The sequence below is a fragment of the Erwinia sp. Leaf53 genome (assembly GCF_001422605.1).
In the GTDB taxonomy this organism is placed as follows: domain Bacteria; phylum Pseudomonadota; class Gammaproteobacteria; order Enterobacterales; family Enterobacteriaceae; genus Erwinia.
Genome location: NZ_LMLK01000027.1, coordinates 140,514 through 155,258, shown reverse-complemented (window position 1 = coordinate 155,258; position 14,745 = coordinate 140,514). Strand labels below are relative to the sequence as shown.

Annotated in this window: 12 protein-coding genes; 4 read left to right on the top strand and 8 right to left on the bottom strand. The window is 60.3% G+C overall.

Annotated features, from left to right (window positions below):
• The first annotated feature begins 214 nt into the window (after positions 1-214).
• Both ASF13_RS22555 and ASF13_RS22550 read left to right on the top strand, forming a co-directional pair.
• Positions 215-1,165, top strand: a complete 951-nt coding sequence (locus ASF13_RS22555; RefSeq protein ID WP_056242196.1) for a phage N-6-adenine-methyltransferase — start codon at positions 215-217, stop codon at positions 1,163-1,165.
• Positions 1,162-3,189, top strand: coding sequence for a DNA cytosine methyltransferase (locus ASF13_RS22550; protein WP_056242193.1), 2,028 nt, complete (start codon positions 1,162-1,164; stop codon positions 3,187-3,189). Before ASF13_RS22555 ends, ASF13_RS22550 begins: the two co-directional genes overlap by 4 nt.
• A gap of 206 nt (positions 3,190-3,395) precedes the next feature.
• Here the strand turns inward: ASF13_RS22550 and ASF13_RS22545 are convergent, their stop codons facing one another.
• Positions 3,396-4,592, bottom strand: a complete 1,197-nt coding sequence (locus ASF13_RS22545) for a site-specific integrase (protein WP_056242481.1) — start codon at positions 4,590-4,592, stop codon at positions 3,396-3,398.
• A gap of 282 nt (positions 4,593-4,874) precedes the next feature.
• Positions 4,875-5,048, bottom strand: coding sequence for a YciY family protein (locus ASF13_RS24570; RefSeq protein ID WP_146005466.1), 174 nt, complete (start codon positions 5,046-5,048; stop codon positions 4,875-4,877).
• 172 nt (positions 5,049-5,220) lie between these two features.
• On the opposite strand from ASF13_RS24570, the gene cls reads away from it, so the two are divergent.
• Both cls and ASF13_RS22535 read left to right on the top strand, forming a co-directional pair.
• Positions 5,221-6,681, top strand: coding sequence for a cardiolipin synthase (gene cls / locus ASF13_RS22540; RefSeq protein WP_056242190.1), 1,461 nt, complete (start codon positions 5,221-5,223; stop codon positions 6,679-6,681).
• 45 nt (positions 6,682-6,726) lie between these two features.
• On the top strand, positions 6,727-7,050 hold the full coding sequence (locus ASF13_RS22535; protein ID WP_056242186.1) for an HI1450 family dsDNA-mimic protein: 324 nt from the start codon (positions 6,727-6,729) through the stop codon (positions 7,048-7,050).
• Positions 7,051-7,233: 183 nt separating this feature from the next.
• On the opposite strand, the gene oppF is transcribed toward ASF13_RS22535, so the two are convergent.
• The 6 genes from oppF to ASF13_RS22505 all read right to left on the bottom strand — a co-directional run bounded on the left by oppF (position 7,234) and on the right by ASF13_RS22505 (position 14,600).
• Complete coding sequence (gene oppF, locus ASF13_RS22530) at positions 7,234-8,235, bottom strand: murein tripeptide/oligopeptide ABC transporter ATP binding protein OppF (RefSeq protein WP_056242183.1); 1,002 nt, start codon at positions 8,233-8,235, stop codon at positions 7,234-7,236.
• The gene (locus tag ASF13_RS22525; RefSeq protein WP_056242180.1) at positions 8,232-9,230 is read right to left on the bottom strand and encodes an ABC transporter ATP-binding protein; all 999 of its coding nucleotides are present in this window, start codon (positions 9,228-9,230) and stop codon (positions 8,232-8,234) included. Before ASF13_RS22525 ends, oppF begins: the two co-directional genes overlap by 4 nt.
• Positions 9,231-9,241: 11 nt before the next feature.
• The gene (gene oppC, locus ASF13_RS22520; RefSeq protein WP_056242176.1) at positions 9,242-10,150 is read right to left on the bottom strand and encodes an oligopeptide ABC transporter permease OppC; all 909 of its coding nucleotides are present in this window, start codon (positions 10,148-10,150) and stop codon (positions 9,242-9,244) included.
• Positions 10,151-10,164: 14 nt separating this feature from the next.
• Positions 10,165-11,085, bottom strand: coding sequence for an oligopeptide ABC transporter permease OppB (gene oppB, locus ASF13_RS22515; protein ID WP_056242173.1), 921 nt, complete (start codon positions 11,083-11,085; stop codon positions 10,165-10,167).
• Positions 11,086-11,168: 83 nt separating this feature from the next.
• On the bottom strand, positions 11,169-12,800 hold the full coding sequence (gene oppA / locus ASF13_RS22510; RefSeq protein WP_056242170.1) for an oligopeptide ABC transporter substrate-binding protein OppA: 1,632 nt from the start codon (positions 12,798-12,800) through the stop codon (positions 11,169-11,171).
• 168 nt (positions 12,801-12,968) lie between these two features.
• Positions 12,969-14,600 (bottom strand): ABC transporter substrate-binding protein, encoded by a 1,632-nt coding sequence (locus ASF13_RS22505; RefSeq protein ID WP_056242167.1) that lies wholly within the window; start codon positions 14,598-14,600, stop codon positions 12,969-12,971.
• Between the last annotated feature and the right edge of the window lie 145 nt (positions 14,601-14,745).

Here is a 14,745-nt window from a genome sequence, read left to right as displayed (position 1 = left end):
GGCGGTGGCGGCTGCAATGGCTACCACATGGCGAAGAACTGCTTTGAAAACCGGCTCAGCTGCATGCAGTGCAACTGCCTCCATGCTGGCGGGTGTGACGTTGTAAACGAGACCGAAGCGCCAGCCGAGTGCCCCTACGTTTTAGACTTTTGCTCCTACTACCAGATCACCATTTCCCGCAGACCAAAGCACTGACCTCCGAGGCACCAATAAAATGACCGATCACACCATTAACCCTTACTGCGCGGCGCTGGATGCCCTGCGCGCAGACCCCACGCACAAGCTGAAGGAAGTCGGCGACCAGTGGCGATCGCCGGAGGCTATCTGGTGGGGCATCAACGCGATGTTCGGCCCTTTCGTGCTCGACCTGTTCGCCGACGCCAGCAACGCGAAGTGCGAGGCGTTCTACAGCGCCGAGGATAATGCGCTCACGCAGGACTGGAGCGCTCGCCTGGCGGAGCTGCGCGGTGCGGCCTATGCCAACCCGCCCTATTCCCGCGCCAGCCAGCACGAAGGCCAGTACATCACCGGCATGCGGCAAATCATGGCGCACACGCTGGCGATGCGCGAGCTGGGCGGCCGGTACGTGTTTCTGATTAAGGCCGCCACCGGCGAGGTGTGGTGGCCGGAGAATGCGGATCACGTTTCGTTTATCCGCGGGCGTATCAGCTTTGACCTGCCGGAGTGGTACCGGCCAGCGCCCGGCCAGCCGTCGGAATCATCGGCAGGGTTCGGTGCGGCGATCGCCGTGTTCGATAAGACCTGGCGGGGCGAACGGTTCGGCTACACCAGCCGGGACGAGCTGGAAGAGCGCGGCGCGGTTCTCCAGCGACAGATAGAACTGGCAGCGGCGCGCCTGCACCTGCCGGTGGCAGCCACTCCTGCACCGCCTGCAGAGTTGTGTGCCTCCTGCAGTCACCCAGCAGCGCCAGCAGCGCCAGCAGCGCCAGCAGCGCCAGCAGCGCCAGCAGCGGAGAATGACGTGTGGCCGATCGAAGTCAACCGCCTGGCCGGACAAATTGAGCATCTTGCCGATCTGGAGCCGGAGCACCAGCGCAAAGTGAAGCACCACATCAACACCCTGCTGCTCGAGCGTGCGCCATCCGGCGTAATCACCGCTACCGCGCAGGCCCTCACCAACACTTTCGGGAACATTCCAGCATGAGAGAAATTATCGTCGACAACTTCGCCGGCGGCGGCGGTGCCAGTACCGGCATCGAGGCGGCAATTGGCCGCAGCGTGGATATCGCCATCAACCACGACCCGAACGCGATTGCCATGCACAGCACCAACCACCCGGAGACGCTGCACTACTGCGAATCGGTCTTTGACATCAACCCGGTGACGGCCACCGCCGGCGCGCCGGTCGCGCTCGCATGGTTCTCGCCGGACTGCCGGCACTTCAGCAAGGCCAAAGGCAGCACCCCGGTGAAGAAGGAAATCAGAGGGCTGGCGTGGATCGTACTGCGCTGGGCGCTGGCAACACGGCCGCGGGTGATAAAACTGGAAAATGTTGAGGAGTTCAAAGGCTGGGGACCTTTAATCGAATTCCCGCCTAAACCAGACCTGCCTGAGGGGCTGATTACTAATTTTATCGGCCCGGTCTACCCCGGTTATAGCCGTCCAGACCCCGCGCGCTTCAGCGAAACCTTCACCGCATTTGTCGGTATGCTCAGCACCGGCGTGCCAGTTGACCATCCGGCGCTCGATGAGGCGTGCCACTTCCTGCAGATTGACAGGAACGGGCCGGAGGCGCAGCGGCTGACCGCCGGTCTCGGTTACACAGTCGAACACCGCGAGCTGCGCGCTTGCGATTACGGCGCGCCGACGATCCGCAAACGCTTCTTCATGGTGATGCGCTGCGACGGGCGGCCGGTGGTGTGGCCGGACGCTACCCACGGCGATCCGAAAAGCCTTGCGGTGCAGAGCGGCCAGCTCAAACCCTGGCGCACCGCGGCGGAGTGTATTGACTGGGAAATCCCCTGCCCGTCCATCTTTGGCCGTAAGAAGTCGCTGGCGGAGAACACCATGCGGCGCATCGCCCGCGGCATCCAGCGCTTCGTGATCGACAACCCGACGCCGTTTATCGTGAAGTGCAATCACACCAGCAACCGAACCAAATACGAATGCTTCCGGGGCCAGTCGCTTTATGACCCGCTGCACACCATTACCAAAACACACGGCTTTGCGGTCGCTTCGCCAGTCATCGCTCCGGTATTCGCTGGCACGGGCGGTTCAGCTTTTCAGATGAAGCCGCGCCCAGTAGATAAGCCCTTTTTCACGTTGATGACGCAGAACCGTACCAATGTCATCTGCCCGTTACTGGCCCCGCTGGTTGCCCGGCAGTTCGGCAGCAGCATCGGTCACGCGGTGGATCAGCCCAGCGGCACCATTACCGCAGGCGGCGGCGGCAAGAGCCAGCTGGTCAGCCCGACGCTGATCCAGATGGGCTACGGCGAACGGCTGGGACAGGCACCCCGGGTGCTGGATATCCATAAGCCTGTGGGCACGGTAACCGCCGGCGGCAATAAGTTTGCCATCGCCAGCGCGTTTCTGGCCAAACATTTCGGCGGGAACTACACCGGCCCCGGCGCACCGCTGGACGGCCCGGCCCACACGGTCACCACCACGGATCACCACGCACTGGTGACGGCGCAGATTATCGGTTGCGGTGGCCGGGCCGGGCAAAGCCGACCGCGCGATGCATCCGAGCCACTGCAGACCGTCACGGCGAAGGCTGACAGCGCGGTAGTGACCTCTCACCTGGTAAAGCTGCGCGGCACCTGCAAAGACGGCCAGCGCACCGACCAGCCGATGCCAACCATTACGGCCGGCGGCCAGCACGTCGGCGAGGTACGCACCTGCCTGGCGGTTCACGACTACGACGAGGAGCGTGCGGCGCTGGCGGCGGAGTTCCTGCACCAGCACGGCATGAGCGAGTTTGTTCAGGTGGAGGGCGTGACATACCGGATCGTCGACATTGGTATGCGCATGCTGCAGCCGAAAGAGCTCTACGCCGCGCAGGGCTTCCCGTCCTGGTATGTCATCGACCGCGATTACCGCGGCAACACGTATTCGAAGGATAAGCAGGTAGCGCGCTGCGGCAACGCCGTGCCGCCGCAGTTCGCCGAGGCGCTGGTGCGGGCCAACCTGCCAGAGCTTTGTATGAAAAAATTAACAGCTGCATGAGGATAAACTATGCAAGACCATTACATGCTTACCCCCGATGTTTTGAAGAGGTTTAAGATCTCCAGAAAGACACTATTTCAGTGGCGGCACAGCGACAAGATGCCAAAGAGTTTCATTTGCCCATTCCCTGAACCGGATTTGCCAGGAAACCCGAACCGCTGGAGGTCATCAACAATTGAGGCATGGGAGAATAAAAGCATCTCAAATCATTGACCAAACTCCTCTCCAACAATCTCCGACAACTTATCCTCCCAAACCTTCACCCAGTGCTTCTGGTCATCCATGTAGTCGTGCAGGTTATAGTGCACCATCACGCCAGCCATCTGATGACCGAGTAACTTTTCGACGACGTAAGGCGGACAACCCAGCGCAGACATCATGGTTGCTAATGTCCGCCTTAAGTCGTGGAGCGACCATTCTTCCATTTTTGCCCCCATTTTGATGCTTTTGGCATAATTCGCTGCAACCTGGGCGTTTAACGGACGGTCACTTTCTCGACCTGCGAATACTCTCGGAGAGGTCAGAACGTGCGCTGTATCGACAGATTTGCGTCTTTTTTGAAGCATTTTCACAGCTGCCGGGCAAAGTGCCCGCCGGACCGATTTTCTGGTTTTATAGTGGGCTGAAGGAACCGTCCATACCCCGCCTTCCATATCGAACCAATCCCATGTGGCCTGTCTGATTTCCGCAGTTCTACACCCGGTCAGCATGACAAATTTGACCAGGAATTTTGCCTCCTCCGTCTGCCTGAAACGTAACCAGTCATAGATGGTTTTTAACTCACCCGGTTCCAGCATTCTGTCTTTTATTCTGGGCTTTTGGCCTACATCGCGGGGGTTTAATTTTTCAAGTGGGTTGGCTTTTATTGCATCCCTGTTGAGGCAAAATCGGAAGGCCCTCTTACAAAGAGAGAAGATATGATGGGCCATCACACGACTTTCCATTTTGTCGAAGAGGTTTACCCAGTGCTCCCGAGTGGTATTGTCAATTTTCACATCCCCCAGGATCGGGGCTATATGCTTGGCAAAAATTTGACGGTTGTATGCTACCTTCACGATTCCCGCAGGCACGCAGTATCGCTCGATCCAGTACTCGAAAGCCTCACTGACGGTTAGAGCCTCAGTTCTTGAAATCAGTTGAAGTTTTAGCTTCTCGCGCGGATCGAAACCATTCTCAATCCAGTTGCGTAGCGTCTGTCTCTTCTCTCTGGCTTGCAAGATCGACATTGCGGGGTAGTTGCCGATGGTCAGCTTGACCGGCTTGTCGCGCCAGCGGTAACGGTAAATGAAGCTGATCTTCCCTGTCTTCGATATTTTCGCATTCAGGCCGTGGGAATCCGATATAATCTCTTCAGTCTCACGCTCTCGCCCTAGCGCCTTTCTCAGTTTCGTATCAGTGAGCATCCTGGGTACACTTTTATCTCTTGGGTGCGCAAAAGAGTACACAAAAACTCATGGACAAAGATACACGAAAGGTAACAGTAGGTGGCAGAATTAGGCAGGGAGCCTGATAAGCAACTGAATATGAAGGGTGGCAAGGTTACAGAAGCACACGAAGGGAATCTGAACGAAACGGCTTGTTAAGCTCTTCAAACGGGTGTTCTGACCCGTGGCGCGCGGTCGGCTTTGCCGCCCACGCTCACCCATCGGGTCAACCGGGCGCGTCTGTCGCCCGGTCACTCACGCTCAGGGGATCTGGGTAATAAACAGGATCGAACGGCGCTGCTGCTGGGCCACCTGGTGGCGGAAGGAGTGCATACGGCCATAGCGGCGGGACTGCCCTTCTAACCAGCGCGACCGGCGGCGGTGCACCTGCCGCATCATGCGCCAGCGCGCGACTTCATTCCTGCTCTTCCTCATGACACCCTCTCTCGGATTTGTGGACCGGCAAAACCTGCGGCGCGAGTATAGCCTTTTTTTCCGCCGTACCCAATCAGACCTGTTAAATCGGTGAATACTTTCGAAAAGGTTCCCTGCGCTGTCATCTGCACGTAAACTCTGAGCACCCGGGCGCGAACAGGATTTCCACTTAATGACCACTTTTTACACCGTGATGAGCTGGCTGCTGGTTTTCGGATACTGGCTGCTGATCGCCAGCGTGACGCTGCGCATCCTGATGAAACGCCGCGCCGTGACCTCGGCGATGGCCTGGCTGCTGGTAATCTACATTCTGCCGCTGGTCGGCATTATCGCCTATCTGTCGTTTGGCGAACTGCATCTTGGCAAGCGCCGGGCCGAACGTGCCCGCACCATGTGGCCGTTTACCGCCCGCTGGCTCAACGAGCTGAAGTCAACCCGGGCGATTTTTGCCGAGGGCAACAGCGATGTAGCCCGCCCGCTGTTTCAGCTGTGTGAACACCGCCAGGGCATTGGCGGGGTTAAGGGCAACCAGCTGCAGCTGCTGACCAGCACCGATGAGACGCTGCAGGCGCTGATCCGCGATATCCGGCTGGCGCGGCACAACATCGAGATGGTGTTTTACATCTGGAATCCGGGCGGTCTGGCGGATGAGGTGGCCGAAGCGCTGATGGCCGCCGCCCGGCGCGGCGTGCACTGCCGCCTGATGCTGGACTCGGCCGGCAGCGTGGCCTTTTTCCGCAGCCCGTGGGCGGCGATGATGCGGAACGCCGGCGTCGACGTGGTGGAAGCGCTGAAGGTCAGCCTGCTGCGCGTGTTCCTGCGCCGTATGGACCTGCGCCAGCACCGTAAGATGGTGCTGATCGACAACGCCATCTCCTACACCGGCAGCATGAATATGGTTGACCCGCGCTTCTTTAAACAGGACGCGGGCGTCGGCCAGTGGGTGGATCTGATGGCGCGTATGGAAGGCCCGGTGACCACCACCATGGGCATTATCTACGCCTGTGACTGGGAGATTGAAACCGGCAAGCGTATCCTGCCGCCGCCGCCGGACGCCAATATGATGCCGTTTGAAGCCGAAAGCGGCCATACCACCCAGACCATCGCCTCCGGGCCGGGCTTCCCCGAGGATATGATCCACCAGGCGCTGCTGACCGCCATCTATTCGGCGCGCGAACAGCTGATTATGACCACCCCCTACTTCGTGCCCAGCGACGATCTGCTGCACGCCATCTGCACCGCCGCCTGGCGCGGCGTCGAGGTGAGCATTATCGTACCGCGCCACAACGACTCGCTGCTGGTCGGCTGGGCCAGCCGCGCCTTCTTCGCCGAGCTGCTGGAGGCCGGGGTGAAGATCTATCAGTTTGAGGGCGGGTTGCTGCACACTAAAAGCGTGCTGGTCGACGGCCAGCTCAGCCTGGTCGGCACCGTCAACCTCGATATGCGCAGCCTGTGGCTGAACTTTGAGGTGACGCTGGTGGTGGACGATGATGGTTTCGGAACCGATCTGGCCTGCGTGCAGGCCGATTATATCGCCCGCTCCCGGCTGTTGGACGCCAGCCGCTGGAACCGCCGCGCATGGTGGCAGCGCATCGTCGAACGTCTGTTTTACTTCTTCAGCCCTTTGCTGTAAAACGGGCGAAGTTGTTCACCAGCCCGCGGGCTTACAGGAAATGTTATGGATTTAAACAACCGCCTTACCGAAGATGAAACGCTGGAACAGGCTTACGATATTTTTCTTGAGCTGGCCGTCGATAACCTCGATCCGGCCGATGTGATTCTGTTCAACCTGCAGTTTGAGGAGCGCGGCGGCGCGGAGCTGTTTGACCCGGCCGAAGACTGGGCCGAGCACGTTGATTTCGATCTCAACCCGGACTTCTTCGCCGAAGTGGTGATTGGGCTGGGTGAAGCCGACGGTGAGCCGATCACCGACGTGTTTGCCCGCGTGCTGCTGTGCCGCGAGAAAGACCACAAGCTGTGCCATATTCTGTGGCGTGAGTAGGCCGCTGCCAGAGCAGTGAGGCAGGCTGTCTGCAGGATGTAACCGACGGTCTCACCCTCTCTGCCAGACGATTAAAAAACGGCTACCGGACAACGGTAGCCGTTTTTTATTGCCTGTCGCGCAGCAAAACAGATGCCCGTTGAAGCGGGTGGTGACAGACGCCACCACCCGCCTGGCGCGGTATTACAGCGGGTCGACCTTCAGGCAGGAGACCGCGTGACGGAAGCTGCCCTCGAGCAGCGGCCGGGTGATGGCGCACTCCGGCCCGGCCACCGGGCAGCGGGTGCGGAACACGCAGCCGGACGGCGGGTTGATCGGCGAAGGCAGCTCCCCCTCCAGCAGCTGCAGGGTTTTATTCCGCTCCCGATCCGGATCCGGCACCGGCACCGCCGACATCAGCGCCCGGGTATAAGGGTGCTGCGGGTTCTGGTACACCTCGCTGTAGGTGCCGAGCTCCACCGCGTGGCCAAGGTACATCACCAGCACGCGGTCGGAGATATGCTTCACCACCGCCAGATCGTGGGCGATGAAGATCAGCGACAGGCCCATCTCGCGCTGCAGCTTTTGCAGCAGGTTAACCACCTGCGCCTGGATCGATACGTCGAGCGCCGAGACCGGTTCATCGCAGATAATCAGCTTCGGCTCAAGGATCAGCGCGCGGGCGATGCCGATGCGCTGACACTGGCCGCCGGAGAACTCGTGCGGGTAGCGGTTGACGAGGTTGGGCAGCAGGCCGACCTTCTGCATCATGGTGCGCACCTTCTCCGTCACCTGCGCCCGGGTCAGCTCCGGGTGGTAGGTGCGCAGCGGCTCGGCGATGATGTCACCGATGGTCATGCGCGGGTTGAGCGAAGCCAGCGGATCCTGGAAAATCATCTGGATATCGCTGCGCGCCTCGCGCCACTGCTCCGCGCTCTGCCCCAGCAGATCGCGCCCCAGCCAGGCCACCCGCCCTTCGGTCGCCTTGACCAGCCCGATGATCGCCCGCGCCAGCGTCGACTTGCCGCAGCCGGACTCGCCGACCACGCCGAGGGTTTCGCCCTCGTAGAGCCGCAGGCTGACGCCGTCGACCGCCTTAAGCGTTTTCGGCGGCTGCCAGAACCACTGGCGCCCGTCTTTTATCTCAAAGTGCACCTTCAGATCGGCGATCTCCAGCAGCACCTTCTTCTCAGCAGGCAGCGTCATACCAGTGCCTCCGGTGATTTAAAGCAGGCGCGCAGGCGGCCCTGACCAAACGGGCTGAGCGGCGGCGTGTCGGCACAGCGCTCGGTGGCGTGGGCGCAGCGCGGCTGGAACGGGCAGCCTTTCGGCAGGCGCAGCAGGTTGGGCGGGTTACCTGGAATAGTCACCAGCGTGTCGTTTTCGTCGGCGTCCAGCCGCGGCACCGCGTTAAGCAGGCCGATCGAGTAAGGGTGCGACGGCTGATAGAACACGTCGCGCGCGCTGCCGTACTCCATGGTGCGCCCGGCGTACATTACCAGCACCCGATCGCAGATCCCGGCCACCACCCCCAGATCGTGGGTGATCATAATAATCGCGGTGTTGAACTCGCGCTTCAGTTCGTTCAGCAGGGTCATAATCTGCGCCTGGACGGTGACGTCCAGCGCGGTGGTCGGTTCATCGGCGATCAGCAGCTTTGGCCGGCACAGCAGCGCCATGGCGATCATCACGCGCTGGCGCATGCCGCCGGAGAATTCGTGCGGGAACATGCGCATGCGCTTGCGGGCTTCCGGCATTTTCACCGCATCCAGCATGCGTACCGACTCTTCAAACGCCTGCGCGCTGCTGAGGCCGTTGTGTAGCTTCAGTACCTCCATCAGCTGTTCGCCGACGCGCATGTAAGGATTCAGCGAGGTCATCGGGTCCTGGAAGATCATCGCCATCTGCTGCGCGCGCAGCGTATTCAGCTGCTTTTCCGGCAGGTTGAGGATCTGCTGGCCGTTAAAGCGCGCCGAGCCGCCGGTGACGCCGTTGGCGGCCAGCAGCCCCATCAGCGCAAAGGCGGTCTGCGATTTGCCGGAGCCGGACTCGCCGACGATGCCCAGCGTCTCACCGGCGCTGAGGCTGAAGTTCAGGTCGTTAACGGCGGTGACGTCACCGTCCGGGGTACGGAAGGTGACGCGCAGGTCGCTGACTTCCAGCAGGCGGGGTTCAGCCGCCGTCGTTTCTGTGTTGTTCATCAGCACTTTCCTTAACGATCTTTCGGGTCGAGGGCATCACGCAGGCCATCGCCGATAAAGTTGAAACAAAACAATGTCACCACCAGGAAGCCGGCAGGCCAGAGCAGCAGCCACGGCGAGACCTCCATCGAGTTGGCGCCGTCGCTGAGCAGCGCGCCCCAGCTGCTCAGCGGCTCCTGGGTGCCAAGGCCGAGGAAGCTGAGGAAAGACTCAAACAGGATCATCCCCGGCACCAGCAGCGAGGCGTAAACCACTACCACGCCAAGCACGTTAGGCACGATGTGGCGCATCACGATGGCAAAGGTGGAGACGCCGCCGACTTCGGCCGCTTCGATAAACTCTTTGCGCTTCAGGCTCAGCGTCTGCCCGCGCACGATACGCGCCATATCCAGCCACGACACCATGCCGATGGCGATAAATATCAGCAGGATGTTCTGACCAAACAGCGTCACCAGCAGGATCACAAAGAACATAAACGGGAAGGAGTTGAGGATCTCCAGCAGGCGCATCATCACCGCGTCGGTTTTACCGCCGAGGTAGCCCGCCAGCGTGCCGTACAGGGTGCCGACCACCACCGCCACCAGCGCGGCGGCGAGGCCGACCATCAGCGAGATGCGTCCGCCGATCGCCACCCGCACCAGCAGGTCGCGCCCCGAGGAGTCGGTGCCAAAATAGTGGCCGCTGCTGAGATCCGGCGCGGCCGACATCATCACCCAGTCGGTATCATCGTAGGTGAACGGCGACAGCAGCGGGGCCAGTACTACGAACAGCGCGATCAGCAGCAGCAGGACCAGGCTGGCGATCGCCGCGCGGTTGTGCATAAAGCGCCGGCGGGCGTCCTGCCACAGGCTGCGCCCTTCCACCTCCAGCTTTTCGCTGAAGTTCTCCATGGTCTGGCTGTTTTTTTTACTTAAAATCATTATCCGCCCCCTGCTCAGTAACGGATTTTCGGATCGATCACGGCGTACAGCACGTCAACAATCGCGTTAAACAGGATAGTCAGCCCCCCGACCAGGATGGTCAGGCTGAGTACCAGCGAATAGTCCCGGTTCAGCGCGCCGTTAACGAACAGCTGGCCGATGCCCGGCAGGCCGTAGATGGTTTCAATCACCATCGAGCCGGTAATGATGCCGACAAAGGCCGGGCCGAGATAGGAGAGCACCGGCAGCAGCGCCGGCTTCAGCGCGTGGCGCAGGATGATGCGGCGCATCGGCAGCCCCTTGGCGCGCGCGGTGCGGATAAAGTTGGAGTGCAGCACCTCAATCATCGACCCGCGGGTGATACGGGCGATGCTGGCAATATAGGCCAGCGACAGCGCTACCATCGGCAGGATCATATATTTCAGCGCCCCGCCATTCCAGCCGCCGCCGGGCAGCCACTTGAGGGTAATCGAGAACAGCAGCACCAGCAGTGGTGCTACCACAAAGCCGGGAATGACGATGCCGGTCATGGCGACCCCCATCACCGCGTAGTCCCAGCGGGTGTTCTGCTTCAGCGCCGCAATGGTGCCTGCGGTCACGCCGATCACCAGCGCAAACAGGAAGGCCGCCGCACCGAGTTTAGCGGACACCGGGAACGAGGTGGCAAGCAGATCGTTGACCGAATAGTCTTTGTACTTAAACGACGGGCCAAAGTCGCCGTGGGCCAGCTGGCCGAGGTAGCTGAGGTACTGCTTCCACATCGGATCGTTGAGGTGGTATTTGGCCTCGATGTTGGCCATCACCTCCGGGCTGAGCACCCGCTCGCCGGTAAACGGGCTGCCGGGTGCCAGCCGCATCATAAAGAACGAGATGGTGATCAGAATAAACAGCGTCGGGATCGCTTCAAGGAAGCGTCGTAGAATAAATTTTAACATTGCCGTACCTGCTGGCTGATGCCGCAGCGCACAGGCGCTGCGGCGACATTGCTTAAAAGGGGCAACCCGGTTACCCGCGCTTCTTAATGTTTAATGATGTACAGATTCTTATCGCGGATATTATCCAGCGGATCTTTACCGGTGTAGCCACCGACGTACGGTTTCACCAGGCGGATGTTTTTGTAGTAATAGACCGGGGCAATCGCAGAGTCGTTATCGAGAATTTTCTCGGCGCGGGCATAGACTTCAGCACGCTTGCCTTCGTCCGCCACCGTCAGCGCTTCGGCCAGCGTTTTGTCAAACTCCGCGCTCTTATAGTGCGAGGTGTTACTGCTGCTGTCCGACTGCATGATGTTCAGGAAGGTGCTCGGTTCGTTGTAGTCGGCACACCAGGCGGCACGCGCGACGTCAAAGTTGCCCTGATGGCGGGTATCGAGGAAGGTTTTCCACTCCTGGTTCTGTAGCTTAACGTTGACGCCGAGGTTCTTTTTCCAGATCGAGGCGGCGGCGATCGCCAGCTTTTTATGCAGATCGGAGGTGTTGTACAGCAGGTCGAAGGTCAGCGGTTTATCCGCCGTATAACCCGCTTCGGCCAGCAGCTTTTTCGCTTCCTCGTTACGTTTTTCCTGGGTCCAGGTGGTCCACTCCGGCGCCTGCAGCTTGATGTCGTCAATGTACGGCGGGGTGAAGCTCCAGGCCGGATCTTCATCCTGCGCCTTGACCTTCTTGACCATGATGTCGCGATCCAGGCCCAGCTTCAGCGCGGTACGCACGCGCACGTCGTTAAACGGTGGCTTCTGGTTGTTGATCTCATAGTAGTAGGTGCAGAGGTAAGGCTCGGCGCGGATCTCCTGCGGGATCTCTTTTTTCAGCTTCTGGTACAGCTCAATGGGCAGGTAGTTGTAGGTCATATCGCTGCTGCCGCTGCGGTAGCGGTTGGTGTCGGTAACCTCAGACGGGATCGGCAGGAAGGTGACTTTATTCAGCACAGTGTGGGCGTTATCCCAGTACTGCGGATTGCGCTCCAGCACGATGCGCTCATTCACCACCCACTCTTTTGGTTTAAACGCGCCGTTGCCGACGAAATTAGCCGGCTGGGTCCACTTCTCACCGAACTTGTCGATCACCGGCTGATACAGCGGTGACATCGGCGGGTGGATCACCAGCTTGTCGAAGTACGGCACCGCTTCGCTCAGCGTCACTTCCAGCGTATGGTCATCCAGCGCTTTTACGCCCAGCGTATCCGGGGCAGCTTTACCATCAATAATCTGATCGACGTTCAGCAGGTGACCGTACTGCAGGTAGCTGGCGTAAGGCGAGGCGGTTTTCGGGTCGGCCAGTCGTCGCCAGCTGTAGACAAAGTCTTTCGCGGTCACCGGCTCGCCGTTTGACCATTTGGCGGTGTTGCGCAGGTGGAAAATCCACACCTTGCCGCCCTCTTTGCTCTCCCAGCTTTCGGCCACGCCCGGTGCCAGCTTGCCGCTTTCATCGGTAATCACCAGCCCTTCCAGCACGTCGCGGCTGACGTTTGACTCCGGCACGCCCTCAATTTTATGCGGATCCATCGACTGGATTTCGGCGCCGTTACCCCTGACCAGCTCCTGCTTTTCCGCCAGCTGTACTCCTGCCGGTACGACCGCCGCCTGCGCCGCCGTGCCCGCCAGCGCGGTAAGGATGCCTGCCGCAATCAGACTTTTTTTCGTGATGTTGATCATTGTCCTACTCCAGTTATGGTCATGACCCGTGAGGGCGTCGAACGGCCCCCTTAGCGGGATACTGTCTGCGGGCGACGAACGATGCCGCCCGGTGCTTCCTGTTATCGTGTTACTGCTTATTATTGTGGTACTGCTGCTATCACCCCGCCCCACGGCAACGCCCCAGGGTCAGTGTTGGGTCAGATAATAGTATTTCAGGTTGGTCAGATCGGCCGGGTCGCGGCCGGTAAAGCCGCCGACCCAGGGTTTAATCAGCCGTGCGCTGACCCGGTAGTAGACCGGCACCAGCGCAGAGTCGTTATCCAGCTGGCGTTCGGCCTGCTGGTAGATCGCCGCACGGGCGGCGTCATCGCCGGCGGTCAGCGACTGCTGCATCAGCTGGTCAAACGCCGGGCTGCGATAGAAAAAGGTGTTGCTGGACGAGTGGCTGAGCATCATGGTCAGAAAGCTGGCGGGGTCGTTATAGTCGCCGCACCAGGTGGCGCGCGCCGCGTCATACTGCCCCTGTCGCACGGTGTCCAGCGAGGTTTTCCACTCCTGGTTCTGCAGCGTGACCTCGGCGCCGAGGTTCTTTTTCCACATCGAGGCCGCCGCAATCGCCTGCTTCTGATTCACGTCGGAGGTGTTGTAAAGCAGCGAGAAGCGCAGCGGATTGGCCGCGCCGTAGCCGGCTTCCGCCAGCAGCGCACGCGCCTGCTGATTACGCTCTGCCTGGCTCAGCCCGAACCAGGCCGGCGGGCTTAGGCTGGCGCCGCGGGTGAACGGCGGCGTCAGCGAGTACGCCGGGATCTGCCCCTGGCCCATAATCCTGTTGGCGATAACGTCGCGATCCAGCGTCATCTTCACCGCCGTACGTACCCGTTGGTCGTTAAACGGTGGCCGGCCGCTGTTCAGCTGATAGAGGAAAGTGCAGAGCAGCGGATTGACGTGTACCTGGCTACCGAGATCTTTTTTCAGCTGTGCAAAGCGCTCCGGCGGCTGCGCCCCTTCGGTCATGTCGATTTCACCGCTCAGGTAGCGGTTAATGGCGCTGGATGATGAGGCGATCGGCAGAAAGGTGCCCTGCTCAATTACCGTAGTGGCGTTGTTCCAGTAGTGGGGGTTGCGGGTCACCACGATTTTTTCGTTAACCACCCACTGGCTGAGCCGGTAGGCACCATTGCCAACGTAATGCTCAGGCAGCGTCCACTTATCGCCCCACTGCTCCACGGTTTTACGGTGTACCGGGCTGAGCGCGGTGTTGGCCGCCATCGCCAGGAACCAGGGCACCGGCGCACTCAGGGTTACCTGCAGGTGGCGGTCGTCCAGCGCCTTCATCCCCAGCTCGCTGACCGGCAGCTTGCCGGCGATGACCGCGTCGGCGTTCAGCAGATGCGCGTCATGCAGCAGGCTGGCATAGGGCGAGGCGGTTTTAGGATCGCCGAGGCGCTGCCAGCTCCAGACGAAGTCGGCGGCGGTGACCGGGTCGCCGTTGCTCCATTTAGCATCGTCGCGCAGCGTAAAAGTCCAGACTTTAAACTGCTGCTGTTGCCAGCTCTCCGCCACGCCCGGCACCAGCCGCCCCTGATTGTCGGTGCCGACCAGCGACTCCAGCAGGTTAACCATCACGTTACTCTCGGGCACGCCCTGATTCTTTTGCGGGTCGAGGGTCGCCACCTCGGTGCCGTTATTGATCACCATCTGCTGTGCAGGGTTAAGCGTGACCCCGGCGGGAACCTGCGCCGCCGTCACCGGCAGCGCAGCGGACGCCAGCAGCAGCACACCGCTGCCTGCGGCACCGGCTGACAAAAACTGGTTCATTATGAATCCCTCCATCGACTTACCTCAGGCTTTGGCAGCCGAGTCCGTTGTGATACTGCACATCCGGTGCCAGTTGTTGCACCTTTTGGAAAAAACTAGCAGAGCGGAGGCCTTTTCCCTAAGACCATTTAACAAAAATGTTAAC

Coding starts and splice junctions, on each gene's coding strand:
- ASF13_RS22555 (WP_056242196.1), top strand. CDS start 215: ATGACCGATCACACCATTAACCCTTACTGCGCGGCGCTGGATGCCCTG.
- ASF13_RS22550 (WP_056242193.1), top strand. CDS start 1,162: ATGAGAGAAATTATCGTCGACAACTTCGCCGGCGGCGGCGGTGCCAGT.
- ASF13_RS22545 (WP_056242481.1), bottom strand. CDS start 4,592: ATGCTCACTGATACGAAACTGAGAAAGGCGCTAGGGCGAGAGCGTGAG.
- ASF13_RS24570 (WP_146005466.1), bottom strand. CDS start 5,048: ATGAGGAAGAGCAGGAATGAAGTCGCGCGCTGGCGCATGATGCGGCAG.
- cls (WP_056242190.1), top strand. CDS start 5,221: ATGACCACTTTTTACACCGTGATGAGCTGGCTGCTGGTTTTCGGATAC.
- ASF13_RS22535 (WP_056242186.1), top strand. CDS start 6,727: ATGGATTTAAACAACCGCCTTACCGAAGATGAAACGCTGGAACAGGCT.
- oppF (WP_056242183.1), bottom strand. CDS start 8,235: ATGACGCTGCCTGCTGAGAAGAAGGTGCTGCTGGAGATCGCCGATCTG.
- ASF13_RS22525 (WP_056242180.1), bottom strand. CDS start 9,230: ATGAACAACACAGAAACGACGGCGGCTGAACCCCGCCTGCTGGAAGTC.
- oppC (WP_056242176.1), bottom strand. CDS start 10,150: ATGATTTTAAGTAAAAAAAACAGCCAGACCATGGAGAACTTCAGCGAA.
- oppB (WP_056242173.1), bottom strand. CDS start 11,085: ATGTTAAAATTTATTCTACGACGCTTCCTTGAAGCGATCCCGACGCTG.
- oppA (WP_056242170.1), bottom strand. CDS start 12,800: ATGATCAACATCACGAAAAAAAGTCTGATTGCGGCAGGCATCCTTACC.
- ASF13_RS22505 (WP_056242167.1), bottom strand. CDS start 14,600: ATGAACCAGTTTTTGTCAGCCGGTGCCGCAGGCAGCGGTGTGCTGCTG.